This is a genomic window from Streptomyces populi (assembly GCF_002911015.1).
In the GTDB taxonomy this organism is placed as follows: domain Bacteria; phylum Actinomycetota; class Actinomycetes; order Streptomycetales; family Streptomycetaceae; genus Streptomyces; species Streptomyces populi.
The window spans coordinates 81399-100181 of the sequence record NZ_KZ626841.1 but is presented as its reverse complement, the minus strand read 5'-3'; the positions used below and the strand labels follow the sequence as shown (position 1 = coordinate 100181).

General features: G+C 71.6%; 15 protein-coding genes. 7 read left to right on the top strand and 8 right to left on the bottom strand.

The window, feature by feature from the left end:
- The first annotated feature begins 132 nt into the window (after positions 1–132).
- Complete coding sequence (locus tag CW362_RS01645) at positions 133–1761, top strand: protein kinase domain-containing protein (RefSeq protein ID WP_338069044.1); 1629 nt, start codon at positions 133–135, stop codon at positions 1759–1761.
- 23 nt (positions 1762–1784) lie between these two features.
- Here the strand turns inward: CW362_RS01645 and tgmB are convergent, their stop codons facing one another.
- The gene (gene tgmB, locus CW362_RS01640) at positions 1785–2738 is read right to left on the bottom strand and encodes an ATP-grasp ribosomal peptide maturase (RefSeq protein WP_103547448.1); all 954 of its coding nucleotides are present in this window, start codon (positions 2736–2738) and stop codon (positions 1785–1787) included.
- Between the two features lie 14 nt (positions 2739–2752).
- The gene (gene tgmA, locus CW362_RS01635; RefSeq protein ID WP_103547447.1) at positions 2753–2944 is read right to left on the bottom strand and encodes a putative ATP-grasp-modified RiPP; all 192 of its coding nucleotides are present in this window, start codon (positions 2942–2944) and stop codon (positions 2753–2755) included.
- 252 nt (positions 2945–3196) lie between these two features.
- Between tgmA and CW362_RS01630 the strand changes: the two genes are divergently transcribed.
- Positions 3197–4225 (top strand): hypothetical protein, encoded by a 1029-nt coding sequence (locus CW362_RS01630; RefSeq protein ID WP_206300827.1) that lies wholly within the window; start codon positions 3197–3199, stop codon positions 4223–4225.
- Between the two features lie 261 nt (positions 4226–4486).
- Positions 4487–5062, top strand: coding sequence for a DUF2238 domain-containing protein (locus CW362_RS01625; RefSeq protein ID WP_240657612.1), 576 nt, complete (start codon positions 4487–4489; stop codon positions 5060–5062).
- A gap of 307 nt (positions 5063–5369) precedes the next feature.
- On the opposite strand, the gene CW362_RS01620 is transcribed toward CW362_RS01625, so the two are convergent.
- Positions 5370–6353 (bottom strand): aldo/keto reductase, encoded by a 984-nt coding sequence (locus CW362_RS01620; protein WP_103547445.1) that lies wholly within the window; start codon positions 6351–6353, stop codon positions 5370–5372.
- Between the two features lie 145 nt (positions 6354–6498).
- Between CW362_RS01620 and CW362_RS01615 the strand changes: the two genes are divergently transcribed.
- Complete coding sequence (locus tag CW362_RS01615) at positions 6499–8322, top strand: glycoside hydrolase family 15 protein (protein WP_276313633.1); 1824 nt, start codon at positions 6499–6501, stop codon at positions 8320–8322.
- A gap of 41 nt (positions 8323–8363) precedes the next feature.
- Here CW362_RS01615 and CW362_RS01610 read toward each other — a convergent pair whose 3' ends face one another.
- From CW362_RS01610 to CW362_RS01600, 3 genes are all read right to left on the bottom strand, one after another.
- A complete protein-coding gene (locus CW362_RS01610) occupies positions 8364–8798 on the bottom strand; it encodes a DUF7144 family membrane protein (RefSeq protein ID WP_162683934.1) in 435 nt (144 codons plus the stop codon).
- Positions 8799–8891: 93 nt separating this feature from the next.
- Entirely contained in the window at positions 8892–10670 is a 1779-nt protein-coding gene (locus CW362_RS01605) for a cation:proton antiporter (protein WP_103547442.1), read from the bottom strand.
- A gap of 161 nt (positions 10671–10831) precedes the next feature.
- Positions 10832–11626 carry an SDR family oxidoreductase gene (locus tag CW362_RS01600; RefSeq protein WP_103547582.1) on the bottom strand — a complete coding sequence of 265 codons (795 nt, stop codon included), beginning with the start codon at positions 11624–11626 and terminating at the stop codon, positions 10832–10834.
- A gap of 828 nt (positions 11627–12454) precedes the next feature.
- Here CW362_RS01600 and CW362_RS01595 point away from each other — a divergent pair.
- Together CW362_RS01595 and CW362_RS01590 are read left to right on the top strand one after the other, a co-directional pair.
- On the top strand, positions 12455–14716 hold the full coding sequence (locus CW362_RS01595; RefSeq protein ID WP_103547441.1) for an RICIN domain-containing protein: 2262 nt from the start codon (positions 12455–12457) through the stop codon (positions 14714–14716).
- A 32-nt stretch (positions 14717–14748) separates the two neighbouring features.
- Positions 14749–16041: an RICIN domain-containing protein gene (locus CW362_RS01590; RefSeq protein ID WP_103547440.1), complete on the top strand. Its 1293-nt coding sequence runs from the start codon at positions 14749–14751 to the stop codon at positions 16039–16041.
- A gap of 87 nt (positions 16042–16128) precedes the next feature.
- Here the strand turns inward: CW362_RS01590 and CW362_RS01585 are convergent, their stop codons facing one another.
- Positions 16129–16965, bottom strand: a complete 837-nt coding sequence (locus CW362_RS01585) for a DUF1206 domain-containing protein (RefSeq protein ID WP_103547439.1) — start codon at positions 16963–16965, stop codon at positions 16129–16131.
- Positions 16962–17360 (bottom strand): hypothetical protein, encoded by a 399-nt coding sequence (locus CW362_RS01580; protein WP_103547580.1) that lies wholly within the window; start codon positions 17358–17360, stop codon positions 16962–16964. The genes CW362_RS01585 and CW362_RS01580 overlap by 4 nt, the downstream gene beginning before the upstream one ends.
- A gap of 191 nt (positions 17361–17551) precedes the next feature.
- Between CW362_RS01580 and CW362_RS01575 the strand changes: the two genes are divergently transcribed.
- A complete protein-coding gene (locus CW362_RS01575) occupies positions 17552–18475 on the top strand; it encodes a MurR/RpiR family transcriptional regulator (RefSeq protein WP_103547438.1) in 924 nt (307 codons plus the stop codon).
- The last annotated feature ends 308 nt before the right edge of the window (positions 18476–18783 follow it).

Genomic DNA, 18783 nt, shown 5'->3' with positions numbered 1-18783 from the left:
TCGTACGGGCGCCCGAAGACGACGTGACCGAATAAAAACATTCATCTCCAGCCGTCTCCCGTTGAACACTCTTCGTCACCTCCCGCGTACTTCTGGGAAAGGCGAATGTCCGGTACACGACGAGGGATGACGATGGCCAAGGCACATGACTCCGCGGGCGAGTTGATCGCCGGGAGATACCGGCTGCTCGACGTCCTCCTGCGCGAAGAGGGCCGAGCCCTGTGGCACGGCGAGGACACCGCCTTCGGACGGCCCGTCGTCCTGACCCGCTCACGCGCCGCCGGGCAGCCGGGCGAGGAGGCGTCGGAGCCCGCCGCCGACCGGATCCTGCGCATCGCCGGGATCCTCGGTCCGGCCTGTCACGGCGGGGTGGCCGCGGTCCTCGACGTGGTCGAGGAACCCGGCTTCCTGTGGACCGTCACGGAGCGGCCGCCGGGTGACCCGCTGTCCGAGCTCCTTCCGCACGGCCCCGTCGATCACGTCCGGGTGGCCGGCATCGGGCTCGGCGTCCTCGACGTCCTCAGCGCCGCGCACCACGAGGGGGTCACGCACGGCGAACTCGGCCCGAGCCAGGTGTGGGCCGACGAGCACGGCACGGTCACCGTGACCGGGTTCGGCCTGGCGGCGTCCGCCGACGCACCCCGCGTCACCGCCCCCGCGTACGCCTCCCCGGAACAGGCCCGCGGTGAGGGCGGCACGCCCGCGGCGGACCTCTGGGCGCTGGGCGCGATGATGTACGCGCTGGTCGAGGGCCGGCCGGCCGTACGGGACCGGGGCGAGGCGGAGGCCACGTTCCGGGCGGTGGACCGGCTGCCGGTCAGGGCGCCGCGGAACGCGGGCCCGCTCGCGCCCGCGATCCTGGGCCTGCTGCGCTGGGACGCCGTGGAGCGGGTGCCCGAGGCCGTCGTGCGCGAGGCGCTGACCCGCATCCTCCGGCAGAACTTCGAGGAGGTCACGCCCCCCGAGCCGCTGCCCGACCTCCTCGGTCCCGCCGGGGACCACCGCGACGGGGGCGCGGAGGGCGGGAGCGCGGAACGCGCTCCGGGAGGTCCGCCCGTCCGCCGTCCGGTCCTGCTGGGCGCGGCCCTCGCCGTCACGGTCGTCACCGCCCTGGTGTTCGCCGTGACGGCCGGGCTGCCGGGCGGGGACGGCGACGCCGCGTCCGGCCCGGCGCCGTCACGGGCCGCCGCCGGCGCGCCGTCCGCGGCCGCCACCGCCGACACGCCCGCCGGCCGGACGCCCACGGCGTCCTCGAAGCCGTCCCCCTCCCCCTCGCCCACCGCCGGCTCCACGCTGCCGTCCGGCTTCTCCCTCTACCGGGCGCCCCAGGGCTTCGCCGTCGCCCTGCCGTCGGGCTGGAAGCCCCTGGAGACGCAGTCCTCCGACGACCTCGCCTACCGGGTGACCTTCGGGGCGAGCGGGGATCCGCGCACCCTGGCCGTCACCTACAGCACCCGGCTGGGACCGGACCCCGTCGCCGTCTGGAGCGCCAAGGAGCCGAACCTGCGGGCCGTGTCCACCGGCTACGAACGCGTGGGCGCCATCCGGCCGGTGACCTACCACGGCATGAAGGGCGCCGACATGGAGTGGTACTCCGTGGTCGGGGGCGTGCGGGTGCGCACCCTCGGCCGCGGTTTCCTCATCGGGGGCCACCGGGGCTTCTCGCTGCGCTGGACGACCCCGGCGGACGACTGGGACACCGCCGCCAACCGGCAGGCGCTGAGGGCCTTCCTCGACTCCTTCCGGACGGGCGAGGAGTGACTGTCCGTCACCGAGTGTTCATGTCAGTGCCCTTCCGGGATGCGCAGACCCGGACTCCGCTGCGCCAGCCACACGGCGACCTCGTCGGCGATCGGCTGTCCGGTCTCCAGCTCGATGAAGCCGAACTGGCCTCCCTGGTTGCACTCCAGGAACCACCAGATGCCGTCCTCGTCCTCGGCGAAGTCGAAGGCCGCGTAGGCGAGTCCGGTGAAGGCCAGGTAGTCGTGGACCGAACGGGCGATGCGGTGGGGCACCGGCGTGGGTTCCCAGCCGTTCCCCGTCTCGCCGAACCGGCCGTCGACCTGACCGGGCTCGGCGGCCTTGCGGGCGGCGAACATCCGGGTGCCGATGCCGGTGAGCCGGATGTCGGCCCGCTTGGGGATGTAGCGCTGGAGCAGCGCGGGACCGGCCGCCACACCGGAGAAGTCCGTGCCGGGTCCGACCAGTGTGGTGGGCAGGGCCGCCGGAGGCTCGCCGGGCGGCGGCCCCGAGGCCGATTTCACCACCACCTCACCGTGTTCCCGGACGAACTGCTCGGCCACCCGGGGAGCGGTCGTGATGACGGTGGGCGGCACGGCGAACTTGCTGTTGTGGGCCACCCGCAGCTGCCAGGGCTTGTGCCGGGCCTGTTCGGCGCGGCGCGGGTGGTTCATCCAGCGGGTCGAGGCGGAGTAGAGCATGCCGAACAGGGCCTGCCTGGTCTCGGCGGTGAGCCATGCCGAGGGTTCGGCGGCGTGGGCCGCCGGTTCGCCCGGCCTGCGCACCCACACCGAACGCAGGCCCCCCATGCTGAGCACATGGCCGTTGACCGACAGATAGCCGTCGAAGTCGCCGTGGGCGTAGTCGGCTGACAGCACCGCCTTGCCGGGCACGTCGGCGGGATCGAGGCGCACCATGGGCACGCCCCGCTCGTGCAGTCGGGCCACCACCATGTCGGCGGTGACGTCCTGTTCGGCCGTGAGTATGAGAACCGTCATGCGCGCGGCATCCGTCAGTCGTCGAAGTGCGTCTGGGAGCCGGCGGTCGACGTCGTGGTGCCGGTGGCCATCAGCAGCGCGCGGTCGCTGACGGCCGGTCTGCCGTCGGGCAGCACGTTCAGTTGCAGGGACACGTCGAAGTGGTACGGGGGTACTGCGGCCGACTGCCCTGAGGGCCGGGCGTAGTTGAGAGTGAACGGTCGCACGAAAGATCCTCCCGCGGTCGCGTGATGGCCAACACACACCCGTACGTGACACGGCCGTAAGGAATTCATCACTTTCTGCCACATCGGGGTGAAGGTCATCACATCGCGTTGTTTCTGGGCTTGCACATTTCGGATTTACTGGGATGTCCGCTTGGCCGCGGTCTCCGAGTGTCACCTTGATTCCACGCAGACCTTAGGCCATAGCTTCATCCTCCGTGACATCAACGCCCCACCATCCCAGGAGAGTTCCCGGTGAGCGCAGCCATCACCTCATCCGAAGACGCCGCCACGCGGCCCGGCGTTCCGGACCTCATCGAGCGCGACGCGCACGACTTCGGCGCCTACGCGCGCAACGGCGGCTGGGCCTTCGCGCTGAAGGTCGCGCGCAGCGTCCGTCCGGGCGGCCAGTCCCCCGACGACATGCGGAAGGTGTCCGCCAAGGAGTTCGCGGAGCTGGCCGGATGCTCGCCCGAGCGGGTCATGCGCTACTACAAGGCCTGGGACAGGGCCGCCGACGACGGCCTGGTCCCCCACTTCGAGACCCTGCTCCCCGGCGCGGACGTCGAACTGCCGGACTCCGACGCCTGGTCGGCCTATTACGCCTCCCGCTCCAGCGCCGCCTCCGAGCGCGGCACCGCCATCACCGAGGCCGCCGAGGCCGAGGGCATCCGCCCCACCAAGGCCCTGGAGGTGGCCGAGAACCCGACCGCCCTGCGGGCGGCGATCCTCGCCGACCCCTCCACGGCGAAGGCGGCGCGGGCCGCCCTGCTGGACCGCGTGAAGGAAGACCCGGCGCTCCAGACCGAGTTGGCCCGTGACATCGCCCGCACGGATGAGCTGAAGAAGGCGGTCGCCACCGAGAACAGGGCGGCCGACCGCATCGGTTACGTGCGCCAGATCGCGGAGAAGGGCCAGATCAGGACACCGGCCGGACAGACCCTGGACGCTCCGGCACGGCTGCGCTCCGAGGCCGAGCGGCACCTGTCCCTCCTCGACGAGCTCGACGAGGGCGAGGACGCGGGCGAGTGGGCCGCGGAGGCGTACGACACGATGAAGAACCTCGTCGTCGAGACGGTGGAGGCGGACCCCGAACTGCGCGTCCAGGAACGCCGGACGAAGTTCTACAGCAGTTTGCAGAAGGCCACGAAGGTGTTCGAGGAGCTGACCTTCGACGACGCCGACGACATCTACGAGGACGACATGGTGCAGCGTCTGGAGGAGCTCCAGCAGGCGATCGGCACCGCCATCACGGCGCTGCGCGGTGCCGCCGGCCGGGAGTGAGGGGCCGCGCGGCCGCGCGGAACGGGTGCTCCCGCACGGCCGCGCGGCCACCGCGGAAGGCCGTCGGGAGTGAAGCCGCGGTGACCGGGTGAGTACGCGTACTCATGCCACCGTCCCCGGCGCTCCACCACGATGGGGCGACCTGGACGAAGGAGCCCGCCATGCACGGATCAGCCCTCGCACCACCCGCGCCGCGCCCTCCCCGGGCGCGCCCCGCGGAAGGCCCTCCCGGCCGTGCTCGTGGCGGTGGTCGTCACGGGCATGGCGCTCTCCGCGTGGCACGCGCACGACGGGACGACCTGGCTGCTGGAGACCGTGTGGGTGCTCGTCGGGCTGCCGCTGGTGGTACTCGGCCGACGGAGGTTCCCGCTGACGAGCCTGCTGTACTGCCTCCTCGCGGCGCACGCGCTGGTCCTCGCGGTGGGCGGCCACTACACCTACGCACAGGTGCCGTTGGGCGACTGGGTGCGCGACACGTTCGGGCTCGCCCGCAATCCGTACGACCGGTTCGGACATCTCATGCAGGGCTTCGTGCCGGCCGTCCTGGTGCGGGAACTGCTCGGCAGGACGTCACCGCTGCGCGGCAGCAGGTGGCTGGCGCCCCTGACGGTGTGCGCCTGCCTCGCCTTCAGCGCCCTCTTCGAGATGTTCGAGTGGGCGGCCGCCGTGATCGGCGGCCACGGCGCGGACGCCTTCCTGGCGACCCAGGGCGACGTGTGGGACACCCAGTGGGACATGTTCTGCGCCCTGATCGGCGCGACCGTCTCCGTGCTGGTGCTCAGCCGCGTGCACGACCGCCAGCTCGACGCCCTGGCGGCGCGGCCCTCCGGGGACTGAGACCGCCGGCGGCGTGGCCCTCCGGGGCGGAGGGACCTCGCGGCGCCGGGCCTCGGCGGGGCACGACCCGGTCCGGGGCACGGCCCGCCCGGATCCGGGACGCGGCGGCGGCCCGGACGGCACCGCCCGACGGCGGGCACCGGGCCCGGACGGCCGCCACCGGACGGATCGCCGCCCGGTGACACCGGACGGCCGCGGCCCCGGCGGCACGTCCCCGGGCCGGACGGGCGCCGCCACCGGACGGGTCAGGGGACCCGGCCGGGCGACGCTCCGGGGGAGCCGACGCGGCGCCGGGTCCCGCCCGCCGTCACCAGCGGCTCTCCACCTGCTCCTTGATCCGCCGCTCGTAGAGCTCGTCGATCGCGTCCAGCGTCGCGCGGGAGAGCTCCGGCAGCTTCGCGGCCTCCGCGTTGGCGTGGGCCTGTTCGGGTGACCGGGCTCCCGGGATGACCGTGGTCACTCCGGGCTGCGCGACGATCCACCGCAGCGCGAGCTGGGCCGGCGTGTACCCCTCGGGGGTGAGGGCGGAGAACTCGGCCGCCGCCTCCACGCCCGTCGCGAAGTCGACCCCGGAGAAGGTCTCGCCCTGGTCGAAGGCCTCCCCGTGGCGGTTGTACGTCCGGTGGTCGTCGGCGGCGAAGACGGTGTCCTTGGTGTACTTGCCCGAGAGCAGCCCGGAGGCCAGCGGGACGCGCGCGATGATGCCGACGCCCGCCTCCCGGGCCGCCGGCAGGACCTGGCGCAGGGGCTTCATCCGGAAGGGGTTGAGGATGATCTGGACGCTCGCCACGTTCGGGCGGGCGATGGCGGCCAGTGCCTCGTCACACGTCTCGACGCTCACGCCGTACGCCGCGATCCGCTCCTCCTCGACCAGCGTGTCGAGGGCGTCGTACACCGCGTCCGAGGAGTACACGGGCGTCGGCGGGCAGTGCAGCTGCACCAGGTCGAGACGGTCGACACCGAGGTTGCGGCGCGAACGGTCGTTCCAGGCACGGAAGTTGTCGAGAACGTAGTTCTCCGGGATCTGGTCGACGCGGCGGCCCATCTTGGTGGCGACCATGACGTGCAGGTCCGGCCTGCCGCGCATGAAGCCGGCGATGGTCTCCTCGCTCCGCCCGTCGCCGTACACGTCGGCGGTGTCGAAGAAGGTCACTCCCGACTCCGCCGCCGTCTCCAGCACGGCCAGGGCGTCCTTGTCGCTCACGTCGCCCCAGTCGGCTCCCAGCTGCCAGGTGCCGAGGCCGACGACGGAAGCGTGCTGGCCGGACCTGTCGAATGTGCGCTCGTCCATGGCGTCAGTCTGTCACTTCCCCCGGGCCGGACCGGACGTCCCCGCCCCGCGCGCCTCGCCGGCATGGAACGGTTCCCCCCGGGGACGAACAAGCACACATGCCCGCCATGTCGGATAGTGAAGATGCCTGGATCCTCGAGATTGGATCAGCATGGACCGCTATCCGCCCATAGCCGACCACGGCCTGGTGGGGGATCTCCAGTGCTCCGCCCTGGTGTCCGCCAAGGGCGTCGTGGACTGGTTCGCCGCCCCGCGCTTCGACTCCCCCAGCGTCTTCGCCGCGCTGCTCGACCACGACCGCGGCGGCTGGTTCCGGCTGGCGCCCTCCAGCACGGAAGGCACCTGGAAGCAGCTCTACTACCCGGACACGGCCGTGCTGGTGACCCGGTTCATGTCGCCCGACGGGGTGGGCGAGGTCCTCGACTGGATGCCGCCGGACCGCTCCGGGACCGCCTCCGCCCGGCACCGCCTCGTCCGGACCGTGCGGACGGTGCGGGGGACGATGGAGTTCACCCTGGAGTGCCGGCCGCGCTTCGACTACGGGCGGGCCCGTCACGAACTCGTCCTCGGCCCCGACGGCGCCGCCTTCCGCGGCCCGGGGATCACCGCGTTCCTGCAAAGCGCCTTCCCCCTGGAACGGGACGGCCAGGACGTCCGCGGCACCGTCACCCTGAGGGCCGGCGAGAGGGCCGCGGCCGTGTTCACGGTGGACGGCGCGGACGCCGGCGCGCCGCCGCCGCCCACCGCGCCGGAGATCGAGGAGGACCTGGCGGAAACCGTCGAGTTCTGGCAGAACTGGGTGCGCAACTCCCGGTACCGGGGCCGCTGGCCCGACATGGTGCACCGCTCCGCCATCACCCTCAAGCTCCTGACCTACGCCCCCACCGGCGCCCCGGTCGCGGCGGCCACCATGGGACTGCCGGAACAGATCGGCGGCGAACGCAACTGGGACTACCGCTACACCTGGGTCCGGGACGGAGCCCTGTCGCTGCGCGCCCTGCTGGACCTCGGGTTCACCGAGGAGGCGACGGCGTTCACCCACTGGCTGCGCGAACGGCTGATGGAACGCCTGGACCAGGACGGCGAGCGGCTCCAGATCATGTACCGGGTGGACGGCACCCCGCTGGACGGCGAGGAGATCCTGGAGCACTTCGAGGGCTACCGCGGCTCCTTCCCCGTGCGCGTCGGCAACGCCGCCGCCGACCAGCTCCAGCTCGACATCTACGGCGAGGCCCTCTACGGCCTCTCGGAGAGCCGTGAGATCGGCATCCAGGCCGACCACAGGGGATGGAAGGCCGTCTCCCGCACCCTGGACTGGCTCGCCGACAACTGGGACCGCCCCGACGAGGGCATCTGGGAGACCCGCGGCGGACGCAAGGACTTCACGTACAGCCGGGTGATGTGCTGGGCGGCGTTCAACCGCGGCCTGCGGCTGGCCCGCGACTGGAGCCGGCCGGCGGACACCGAGCGCTGGACCCGGGCCCGGGACACCGTCCTGGAGCAGGTGATGGAGCGCGGCTGGAACGAGAAGGAGAAGGCGTACGTCCAGTACTACGGTGGCGGTGTCCTGGACGCCTCGCTCCTGCTCGCCCCCCGGGTCGGTTTCCTGGGCGCCAAGGACCCGACCTGGCTGTCGACGCTCGACGCGATGGGCCGGACACTGGTCTCCGACAGCCTCGTCTACCGCTACGACCCCGCCGCCTCCCCGGACGGCCTGCGCGGCTCGGAGGGGACGTTCAGTCTGTGCACCTTCCTGTACGTGGACGCGCTGGCCCGTTCCGGCAGGCTGGCCGAGGCCCGCTACACGTTCGAGAAGATGCACACCTACGCGAACCACGTCGGGCTCTTCGCGGAGGAGGTGGGTCCCAGCGGCGAGCAGCTGGGCAACTTCCCCCAGGCGTTCACCCATCTGTCGTTGATCATGGCCGCCACCACGCTCGACGAGGCGCTCGACCGCCGGCGCGGCTGAGCGAAGACGCGGCCGGGCAAAGACGCCGGGCGCCGGACGGGCTACACCCGCACCCCGTGCACGTGCTTCGGCTCGACCAGCAGGCCGTAGACGACCAGCAGGGACACGAGCATCGTGAACAGCGACCACCACGGGTAGACCGGCAGGAAGATCATCTGCGCGACCAGGCAGAACGCGGCCAGGCAGATGCCCGCCAGCCGTGCTCCTCTGGAGCCCACGAGCACGCCGAGAGCCAGCAGGGCCATGACGATGCCGATGGCGACGAAGATCCAGCCCCAGGCCGTGTAGTTGAGGATCAGCAGCCGGTTGCCCTGGGAGTACACCTTCGAGTAGTAGCCGTGGTTGAAGATCGCCACGAAGCCGGTGAGGAGGTTGAACAGGGCGCTGACCATCAGCAGGATCCCGGCGAAGGCCACCCAGTGCGAACGCTCCATCGGCGGTACGAGGTCGTCCGGATCGGAAACTTGTCGCTGCATGAGAACCATGAGATCCAGCCGGAGGGCGGACCGCAATCCGCACTGGACCGTTGGTGTCGGAGGGACCGGACGGGGCCGGGGCACCGGACGCCGTCAGCCCGCCGGCACCGGACCCGGTGCCCGGACCGGAGAGAGCAGGACCGCGGCGTCACGGGCCTCCGGCCGCGGGGTGCGGGTGCCGGTGACCGGGTCCAGCCGCCCGTCGGGGCGCACGAGGAACAGCAGCGCGTGTCCGTCCGGGATGCCGTCCGCGACGGGGCGGAGGACGATCCGGGCGCCGTCCTCGTAACGGCGGGCCAGCCCGGGTCTGTTCAGCTCGGCCCCGAACAGGGTGTCGCCCCCCGCGTAGGGCGCGACCACGCCGTGGCTCAGACCGGGCGGCCCCAGCCGGTGGACGAACCCGTCGACCGTGCCGCGCAGGGTCTCCGCGGCCAGCGCGTTGAAGTCGTCCTCCTCGGTGAGCAGCAGGACGCCGGTGATCCCTTCGAGTTCGGCTCCCTCGCCGGTGGCCGCGGCGAGCAGTGCCCCCGGTGCCAGGGGCAGTCCGGCGGCCCGGATCAGGGCGCGCTGGTCCTCCCGGCCGGCCCACATCAGCACGTCCAGGCCGGCGGAGCGCAGCGCGCTGCCCAGGTCGATCGCCCAGGGATCGCCGCCCACGAGCAGCGGGCGGGCCCGCGCCGGGCGCAGCGCGCCGAGCCGCCGGGCGACGGGGTGCGCGCTCAGCCCGTACAGCGTCACGGTGGTGACGATCACCAGGAAGGTGGCGGGCAGGATCTTCTGGGCACCGTCGACGTGGTCGGCCACGAGGGCGGCGGAGAAGGTCGAGGCGGTGGACGCGGCGACGATCCCGCGGGGTGCCATCCAGCCGATGAACGCCCTCTCGCCGCGGAGCAGGTCCGTGCGCAGGGTCGACAGGAGCGCGACCAGTGGTCTGACCACCAGGACCAGGGCGGCGACGAGAGCGAGCGTGGGCAGGACGACATGCCGCAGGGACGCGGGGGTGACCGTGGCCGAGATCGAGATGAACAGCAGTCCGATGATCAGGGAGACGAGGGTCTCCAGGAAGGGGCGGCGCGCCGGGAGGGAGACGCCCGGCAGGTTGGCGAGGGCCATCCCCATCACGATGGCGGCGATGAGCCCGGTGTCGTCCCGGATCGCGTCGCAGGCCGCCGCCACGCCCACCGCGGCGGCGAGCTGGGCCGTCGTGCCCAGGACCTCGCCCAGGTGCAGGCGGCTGAGGAGGAGCCACAGGACGGCGGCGCCCACCGCGCCCCCGATCAGTCCGACGACGGAACTCGCCGCGAACTGGCCGATCTTGCCGCGCAGGTCGCTGCTGCCGCTCGCGACGACGGCGTGGAAGGCGAGCGCGCCGAGGATGCCGCCGACCGGATCGATCAGCGACCCCTCCCAGATCAGGATGCGCTGTAGGCGTTCGGTCGGACGCACGAAGTGGAGCAGTGGTCCGACGACGGTGGGACCCGAGACGACGAGGATCACGCCGAGCATGACCGCCGAGCTCTTCGACATGCCCAGCAGCGGTACCGCGAGAACGGCGGTGGCTCCCCAGGTGAGCAGGACGCCGATCCAGATCAGCCGCACCACGACCCGGTGCATGTGTCCGTGCAGCCCGTTGATGTCCAGGCCCAGTCCGGCTTCGTAGAGGATCACCGCGACGGCGAGCGAGACCATCGGGGAGAAGGCGTCGCCGAGCAGCTTGTCGGGGTCGACGATGTCGGTCAGCGCGCCCGCGGCGAAGCCGACCGGCAGCAGGATGATCAGGGCGGGGATCCGCAGCCTGCTCGCCACGAGCTGGGAGCCGACGGCGAGGACGGCGATCAGTCCGAGGCCCTGGAGGATCTGATTCTCCGTCATGGCTGTCTCCTGCCGGTCGTGTCGGCCGACGGCTGGTCCGTCGCGATCCGCCTCCTGGAGGGTCAGGGAGGCCGGCACGAGGCAGGGAGGTCGTGCCGGCCCGGGTGTCGGCGGTGGCGGTGGTGCCCTGGAAGGGCGGTGGGGCGCGGGCGCCCACCGTCTCAGCCGCCGGTGGCGAAGCCGGGGAAGAGGGTCATCCCGCCGTCGACGAACAAGGTCGTGCCCACGACGTAGTCCATGAGGTCCGAGACCAGTACGGTCACCGCGGCGGCGATGTCGTCGGGGTCGCCCACCCTGCGGTAGGGGATCAGTCTGAGCAGTTCGGCCTCCGCCTCGGGGGTCTCCCAGGCGCTGCGGTTGATCGGGGTCCGGATGGCGCCGGGCGCGACCGCGTTGACCCGGATCCCGTGCGGACCCAGCTCCTGTGCCAGCGTCTGCATGAGCATGAGGACACCGCCCTTGGACGCGGCGTAGTTCAGGTGACCGGACCACGGAATGATCTGGTGCACGGAGCTCATGCAGACGATCTTCCCGGCGGAGCGGGAGACCTCGGGCACGACCCCGCGCCGCAGGAACTCCTTGGTCGCCTCCCGGGCGCACAGGAACTGACCGGTGAGGTTCACGTCGATGACCTTGTGCCACTGCTCGACGGTCATCTCCGTCACCGGCGCGTCCCGTTGCAGACCGGCGTTGGCCACCAGGATGTCGATCGTGCCGAACTCCTCCAGCATGCGGGCGAACATCCCGACGACCTGGCGCTCGTCGGACACGTCCGCCTCGCACGCGAAGGCCCGCACACCGAAGCCCCGGATCTGCCGGACCACGTCCTCGGCGGCCTCCTGGCCGAAGACGTAGTTGACGACGACATCGGCGCCCGCCCGGCCCAGCGCGACCGCCGTCGCCAGTCCGATGCCGGAGTTCGCGCCGGTCACCAGTGCCTTCTGGCCCCGCAGCAGCGGCAGTGCCGCCAGCTGCGCGGCGGTGTCCGTGCCTGAGGTCACTGCCGTCTCCCGTCCGCCGTGGTCGGGGCGGCTTCGGGTTCGGCGGCCCCGCACCGAGGCAACCACTCCCGCCGGAGGTCGGCGACGGCGGACCCGCCCCGCTCGGCCGTTGGAAGTAGCCGGGTCCCTCCGGCGGAGCAACGGCCCGGGCGCCCGGCCGTGCCGCCTGGCTCCGGGAGCGGCGGCACGCACGGCGCCCCGGAGTGCTCCGGGGCGCTGTTCCGCGGCAGCCGCTTCCCTCGCCGCAGGACACGAACCGGCGGTGCCGGTCGGCGCGGTGGCCGGTGGAACTCCGTGCCTCTCCAGAGCAGGAGCCACCGACCCGGAACCAGAGTGCCCTCCGAGGCGGGTGTGGCGTGTGTGATTCGCCGCCATGTCATCACCTTGTAAGGAACAGCACATCCGGCACGGCGCCCGGAGACGCCGTCCGAGAGCGTCGGAGTGCCGGTCGGCCATGCCGGGTCACCTCCACGCAACCCGATGATCAACACAAACTCCCCTCCTTTCCACGGCATGTGACTGACCCTCACAACGCGAACCGCGAAGCGAGGTCACGCCGCTTCGACCTCACCCAGGTGAACAGCACCGCGATACAGCTGAGTTCAACGTCACTTCCTCACAGAACCCTTCAACTCCTAACAACCGCAGGTGATTTGGAAGCGTTCTCTGCTTCACGTCTTGACGCCTGTGGTGCAGACCTTTAGGTTCACCGATCGCCATGACTCCATGGATGCATTCGATGTTCACGGACATGAACCCCCCACTGATTCAGGAGTGTCCCGCATGTCCAGATTTCCCCTGCCCGGATCCCGAAGGGATTCCGGGCGCCGTAGAACGGCCGGGCTGCTGACCGTGACCGCTCTCGTGGCGACCACGGTGTCGGGCCTGACGGCCGCCCCGCAGAGCGCCGCCGCGCAGGACGACGCCGCCCGGAACGGCGCTCTCGCGCAGTCGGCCGCGGTACCGGCCGACTGGGCCACCGTCGTCAACGCGGGCAGCGGCAAGTGCGTCGACGCCCGTGCCGCCGGTACGGCCGACGGCACGGCGGTCCAGCAGTACGCCTGCAACGGCAGCCAGGCGCAGCAGTGGCGGTTCGCCGCCACGTCGGGCGGGTACTCCCAGGTCGGCAACCGGGCCGACTCCACCGAGGCGTGGGACGTCACCGGCGTCTCGACCGCGGACGGCGCGCCGGTACAGCTGTGGACGTACGGCGGCGGCGCCAACCAGCAGTGGCAGCCCGTGGCGGAGGCCGGCGGCACCTACCACTTCGTGAACCGGAACAGCGGCAAGTGCCTCGACGTGCCGAGCGCCTCCACCGCCGACAGCGTGCAGCTCCAGCAGTACGCCTGCAACGGCACGGCGGCCCAGTCCTTCCGCGTCGACACGGTGGGCGCCCAACAGCCGCCCGGGACGCCGGACCTGGGCCCGAACGTCACCGTCTTCGACCCGTCGACCCCGGCCGCGACCATCCGGAGCAGCCTCGACTCGGCGTTCGCCCAGCAGGAGACCAACCAGTTCGGCACGGCCCGGAAGGCCTTCCTCTTCAAACCCGGCACCTACAGCGCCGACGCGAACGTCGGCTTCTACACCCAGGTCGCGGGACTCGGCCTGTCCCCCGACGACGTCACCATCCGGGGCACCGTGCACGCGGAGGCGGACTGGTTCCAGGGCAACGCGACCCAGAACTTCTGGCGTTCGGCGGAGAACCTGTCGGTCACTCCCCCGTCCGGGTCGGACCGCTGGGCGGTGTCGCAGGCGGCGCCCTACCGGCGCGTGCACCTGCGCGGCAACCTGGCGCTGGACGACGGCGGCTGGTCCAGCGGCGGCTACATGGCCGACACCAGGATCGACGGTCAGGTGAACTCCGGTTCGCAGCAGCAGTGGCTGTCGCGCAACACCGACTGGTCGAGCTGGACCGGGTCCAACTGGAACATGGTGTTCGTCGGCGCGAGGAACGCGCCCGGCAACAGCTTCCCCAACCCTCCGTACACGACGGTGGACCGGACACCGGTCTCCCGTGAGAAGCCCTTCCTGTACGTCGACACGGCGGGCGCCTGGAAGGTGTTCGTGCCGTCGGTGCGCACCGACTCCAGCGGCACGAGCTGGGGTTCGGGGGCCCCGGCGGGTACCTCCCTGCCGCTCTCCGACTTCTTCGTGGTGAAGCCGGGCGCGACGGCGGCGCAGATGGACGACGCGCTGGCCCAGGGCAAGAACCTGCTGGTGACGCCGGGTGTCTACCACCTGGACCGGACGCTCAGGGTCACCCGGGCCGACACCGTGGTCCTCGGACTCGGTCTCGCCACCCTCGTCCCCGACAACGGCGTGACCGCCATGACGGTGGCCGACGTGAACGGCGTCCAGCTCGCCGGGCTGCTGATCGACGCGGGCACCACCAACTCCGCGCAGCTGCTGGAGATGGGACCGAGCGGCTCCTCCGCGGACCACGGCGCCGACCCGAGCTCCCTGCACGACGTGTTCTTCCGCGTCGGCGGCGCGGGCGTCGGCAAGGCCACCACCAGCCTGACCGTCAACAGCGACGACGTCATCGGCGACCATCTGTGGCTGTGGCGCGCGGACCACGGCAGCGGGGTCGGCTGGACCAGCAACACCGCCGACACCGGGCTGGTCGTCAACGGCGACGACGTGACCATGTACGGCCTGTTCGTCGAGCACTACCAGAAGTACCAGACCGTCTGGAACGGCAACGGCGGCCGCACGTACTTCTACCAGAACGAGATGCCCTACGACCCGCCTGACCAGGCGGCCTGGACGAGCGGTTCGACCCAGGGCTACGCCGCCTACAAGGTCGCGCCGTCCGTGACGAGCCATCAGGTGTACGGCTTCGGCAGCTACTGCTACTTCAACGTGAACCCCTCCGTCGCGGCGGAGCACGCCATCGAGGCACCGAACAACGCGAACGTGCGCTTCAAGGACATGGTGACCGTCTCCCTGGGCGGTACGGGCACCATCCGGCACGTCGTCAACGACCGGGGCGGTCCGTCCAACTCCTCCACCAACGTGGCCGACCTCGTCAGCTACCCGTGACCGGCCCCGACACGTACGGAAAGGAGAGCCGGATGCGCATCAGCCCGTCCGTACCGGCACGCGGGGTCCTGCGGGTCCTCGTCCTGCTGGCGGTCCTGCTCGGCCTCGCGGCGCCGCCCGCCGCGCACGCGAACGCCTCGGCGGCCCCGTTCAAGGTGCTCGCCCTCTACAGCGGCACCTGGGACGCCGCCCACATCAGCTTCGTCCACGAGGCCAACGACTGGTTCCCCCGCCAGGCCGCGGCGAACGGCTTCACCTACACCGCGAGCAACGACTGGGACCTGCTGGCCGACGGAGGAGTGAAGGCGTACCAGGTCGTCCTGTTCCTCGACGACCTGCCGCAGACTCCGGCCCAACGCGCCGGTTTCGAGCAGTACATGCGCGGGGGCGGAGGATGGATGGGCTTCCACGTCTCCGCCTTCACCACCGACGCGCAGAGCTGGTCCTGGTACCACGACCAGTTCCTCGGCAGCGGGAACTTCAGGTCCAACACCTGGGGACCGACCACCGCCGTCCTGAAGGTCGAGGACCGGACGCACCCCGCCACCGCGAACCTGCCCGCCACCTTCACCTCGTCGGTCAGCGAGTGGTACAGCTGGTCCGAAGACCTGCGGCAGAACCCGGACATCAAGGTCCTCGCATCGGTCGACCCGAGCAGTTTCCCGCTGGGCACGGATCCCGCCCAGACGTGGAACAGCGGTTACTACCCGATCCTGTGGACCAACACGAAGTACCGCATGCTGTACGCGAACTTCGGCCACAACGCGATGGACTACGCGACGAACACCACCCTGTCGTCGACGTTCGCCAGCGCGACGCAGAACCGGTTCCTGCTGGACGGGATCAAATGGCTCGGCGGGGCGGACACGTCGGTGCCGCCGGCGGACCCGATCTCCGAGACCGCCTGGTACACGCTGGCCGCCGCGGGCAACGGCACCTGTGTGGACGCCCGTTCGGCCGGCACGGCGAACGGGACCGCGATCCAGCAGTACGCCTGCAACGGCACGCAGGCGCAGCAGTTCCAGTTCCGCCCGACGGACGGCGGCTACACACGGATCGCGCTGCGGCTGAACCCGCAGCAGGTCGTCGACGTCACGGACCGCTCGACGGCCGACAACGCCCCGCTACAGCTGTGGAGTTGGTCGAGCGGCCAGAACCAGCAGTGGCAGCCGGTGCGGGAGAGCACGGGCCGCTATCACTTCGTCGCCCGTCACAGCGGCAAGTGCCTGAGCTCCGCGGGCTCCGCCGCGAACGGCGTACAGCTCACCCAGCGCGGCTGTGACGGGTCGGCCTCCCAGAGCTTCGCGCTCGCCGCGCGGCCCTGACAGGCGCGCGGACGTCCGGGTGTCTTTGCCGCACGTGCGGCAAAGACACCCGGACGTCCGTCGTCGCGCGGCCGCGAGGGCCCGGCCTCACACCTTCCGCCACCTGGCCATCGCGAAGGAGAACAGCCCGAACAGGACGAGACCGGCGGCGACGCAGGCCAGCAGCCACGGGCCCATCGGCGTTCCGGCGAAGGACCGCAGCGTGCCGTCCATGCCCTTGGCCTGGTCGGGCTGGTACTTCACGGCGGCCCGGACGGCGAAGACTCCCGCCCCCGCGAACACCGCGCCGCGCGCGGCCCCGCCGCCCACGCCCGCCGTGTCGACCGTCCTGCGCACCCGCCGCGACATCTCACCGAGCTTGAGGTGCTTGTGATACTTGCGCATGACGGCCCGGGCGGCGATCCAGACACCCGCGACGACCAGACCCGCTCCGGCGGCGCCGACGATCCACTGGCCACCGGGTATCCCCAGCGCCTTGGCCGTGACGTCCCGGGACTGCCGGTCGCCCGAACCGCTGCCGCGCGCGCCGGCCGCGAAGGCCAGCACGGAGTAGGCGACGAACGCGTAGAACACGCACCGCCCGGCCGCCGCCAGGCGCTTGCCCGCCTTGCCGCCGTCCTCCCCGGCCGAGCCGAAGGCGGCCTCGGACAGCCGCCACAGCGCCATGCCCACGAGCCCGGCGCCGAGTGCCCACAGCAGGACCGCCCCGAACGGCTTCGTGGCGATCTCCTGAAGGGCCCCGCCCCGGTCGGCCTGCCGCCCGCCGCTGTCGCCGAAGGCGATGCGCAGGGCCAGCAGGCCGACCAGGACGTAGATCACCCCCCGCGCGGCCAGCCCCGCACGGGCCGCGCCCTCACGCGCCGAGCCGGTCGCCGCGCGGCGGGCGCCGATCTCCCCGTCGCGGACCGCCGCCCCGGCGTTCACACGGGCCGCGTCTCGTGCGCGGTACGCGAATCCAGCCTCAGCTTCATCTGAACCTCCTGGTCACCGGCCTCCGTGCCCAGTTCGTGCACGGTGAAGACGGCGTCGAGGGCCTCCCGCAGACGTCGTGTCGCCAGGGGGCCGCCCTGCGCCTCCACGGTCGGCTGCCCCGAAAGTTCCACGACAGGCCCGGGAGTCCCACCGGGGTCACCGGCGGTGTCGAACAGCACGGTCCACACCGTCGGCCTCCCGCTCCCGGACTCGTGGGGCTCGTCCGCGCCCTCCCGGTCCGCCGTGAAGCGGCCGCACAGGACACCGAGCACGCTCTTGGCGTCGGCCGCGGAACAGTCACCGAGCATCACGTGAACCGTTGACGCGGGCAGTTGTTGCACGCTCATGAAAACCCTCTCCCTCGCGTCGGCGAACAGACGGACGCGCCCGCGGACGAGCACGCCGCGACGATGGTGCGAGTACCCAGCGATCAGGCGCGAAACGAGGAACGCACGCATTGGTTGCGCCCTTACCGGCCCAGGTCAGAAAGGTCCGTGAGCTATGTTGAGTTCTCGTGGGACGTGAAGGAGGCACACCGGTGCCATCGCCGCAGCAGGCACGCGCACAGGCATCCGCGATCACCTCGGGAAAAACGGCGCCCGAGGCGGGCGTGGCGCCCACGTCCCAGCTCAGGGAGCTGTTCGACGGCCCCCGGCTCTCCCCGGGCCAGCGGCGCATCGCCCAGTACCTGATCGAGCACATCACCGAAGCCGCTTTCCTGTCGATCACCGACCTCGCCGAACGGGTGGGCGTGAGCCAGCCCTCCGTGACCCGCTTCGCGGCGGCGGTGGGCTTCAGCGGTTACCCCGCGCTGCGCGAGAGCCTCCAGGCCATCGCGCTCAGCACCCTGGGCAGCACGCCGGGAACCCCGGCCGAGGTCACCAGCAACGAGCTCCAGGCCGCGGTGGACGCCGAGATCGAGAACCTGGAGAACCTGCGGCGGGACTTCACCGATCCCGACCAGATCATCCGCGTCGGCCGGGCCCTGTCGGAGTCGACGCCGCTGACGGTCCTCGGGCTGCGGATCTCCGGCTCGCTGGCCGAGTACTTCGCGTACGCCGCCCGCCGTATCCACCCTGACGTGAGGGTGGTGACGCGTGGCGGCTCGGTCGCCTACGACGCGCTGCTCCAGTCCCGGGAGGCGGGCGGCAGCTGGGTCCTGGCCTTCGGGATGCCCCGGCACGCGCAGGAGACGCTCACGGCCATGCGGGTGGCGCGCAGCGCGGGTCTCCGGGTGGCCCTCGTCACCGACCTCGGGCTCGGCCCGCTGGCCGACGAGGCCGACGTCACCTTCGCCACCGGCACCGGCTCCCGCCTGGTCTTCGACTCCTACGCGGCGCCCGTGGTGCTGTCGGCGGCACTGCTCCAGGCCATGACCGACGCCGATCCGGAGCGCACGCAGGCGCGCCTGGAGGAGTACGAGCAGGTGGCCGAGCAGCACCAGTTCTTCCTGAGGGACTGACCCCCGGCACCGCCCCCGGCACCGGGGGCGGGCGCAGGAAGCCCCGCCGTCCCGCGGACGGACCCCTGTCACGAACGGGGGCCCTGTATCACGCGGACGTTACACCCACACGCACTGTCACCCCGGCATCACGGGATCATTCACAACAAAGCACGCATGAATGTTTTCATGTCCTTGCGCTTCTGGCGGCATATATAAATACTTCTTTCGGATCGTGCCCCGGAGGCTTCCAGGTCACGACCCATGAACACCCGGGGCCGTCCGCTCCTACCCGCATCGGGTCCCGTGTGTTCGAACGGGTCTCGCCC

Bases quoted from the DNA above. Each gene is read 5' to 3' on its own strand.
- CW362_RS01645 (WP_338069044.1), top strand. From the start codon at position 133: ATGGCCAAGGCACATGACTCCGCGGGCGAGTTGATCGCCGGGAGATAC.
- tgmB (WP_103547448.1), bottom strand. From the start codon at position 2,738: ATGACGGTTCTCATACTCACGGCCGAACAGGACGTCACCGCCGACATG.
- CW362_RS01625 (WP_240657612.1), top strand. From the start codon at position 4,487: ATGGCGCTCTCCGCGTGGCACGCGCACGACGGGACGACCTGGCTGCTG.
- CW362_RS01620 (WP_103547445.1), bottom strand. From the start codon at position 6,353: ATGGACGAGCGCACATTCGACAGGTCCGGCCAGCACGCTTCCGTCGTC.
- CW362_RS01610 (WP_162683934.1), bottom strand. From the start codon at position 8,798: ATGCAGCGACAAGTTTCCGATCCGGACGACCTCGTACCGCCGATGGAG.
- CW362_RS01605 (WP_103547442.1), bottom strand. From the start codon at position 10,670: ATGACGGAGAATCAGATCCTCCAGGGCCTCGGACTGATCGCCGTCCTC.
- CW362_RS01595 (WP_103547441.1), top strand. From the start codon at position 12,455: ATGTCCAGATTTCCCCTGCCCGGATCCCGAAGGGATTCCGGGCGCCGT.
- CW362_RS01590 (WP_103547440.1), top strand. From the start codon at position 14,749: ATGCGCATCAGCCCGTCCGTACCGGCACGCGGGGTCCTGCGGGTCCTC.
- CW362_RS01580 (WP_103547580.1), bottom strand. From the start codon at position 17,360: ATGAGCGTGCAACAACTGCCCGCGTCAACGGTTCACGTGATGCTCGGT.